General features: G+C 61.2%; 1 protein-coding gene. It reads right to left on the bottom strand.

Going from position 1 to position 600, the window contains the following annotated elements; translation table 11 throughout:
- The coding region (locus A3730_RS26350) for an aminotransferase class V-fold PLP-dependent enzyme (RefSeq protein ID WP_231884055.1) at window positions 1-553 on the bottom strand (553 nt) is incomplete at its 3' end.
- Window positions 554-600: the final 47 nt, after the last annotated feature.

Consider the following 600-nt stretch of genomic DNA (forward strand, 5'->3'; position numbering starts at 1 on the left):
CGTCGAAACCCATGTCACCGGGACGAACTTTACCGAGGATGGCATTCAGGTTGGCGCCATCGTAATAAAGCAGTCCACCGGCTTCGTGGACGGCTTTGGCGATGTCTTCAATCTGCCGTTCGAACACGCCACAAGTAGACGGGTTGGTCATCATCAGGCCAGCGGTCTGCGGACCGCAGGCAGCCTTGAGCGCTTCCAGGTCCACGTCGCCATCCGGGCCGACCGGCACTTCACGGACCTTGTAGCCACACATGACGGCGGTGGCCGGGTTAGTGCCGTGGGCGGCGTTGGGGATCAGGATTTCAGTACGCTGATCGTCGCCGCGTGCATCGTGGTAGGCACGGATCATGGCCACGCCGGCAAACTCACCCTGGGCCCCGGCCATGGGGGCGAGGGATACGCCCTTCATGCCGGTGACTTCTTTCAAGAAGTTCTGCAGTTCGAACATGCAGCTGAGGAAACCCTGGCTGTGGCTTTCCGGCGCCAGCGGGTGGCGGTTCAAAAAGCCCGGCAGCATGGCGGCACGGTTGGCTCCACGGGGATTGTACTTCATGGTGCACGAGCCCAGCGGATAGAACTGTTTGTCGATGGCGAAGTTCT

It is taken from the genome of Alcanivorax sp. HI0044 (genome assembly GCF_001634945.1).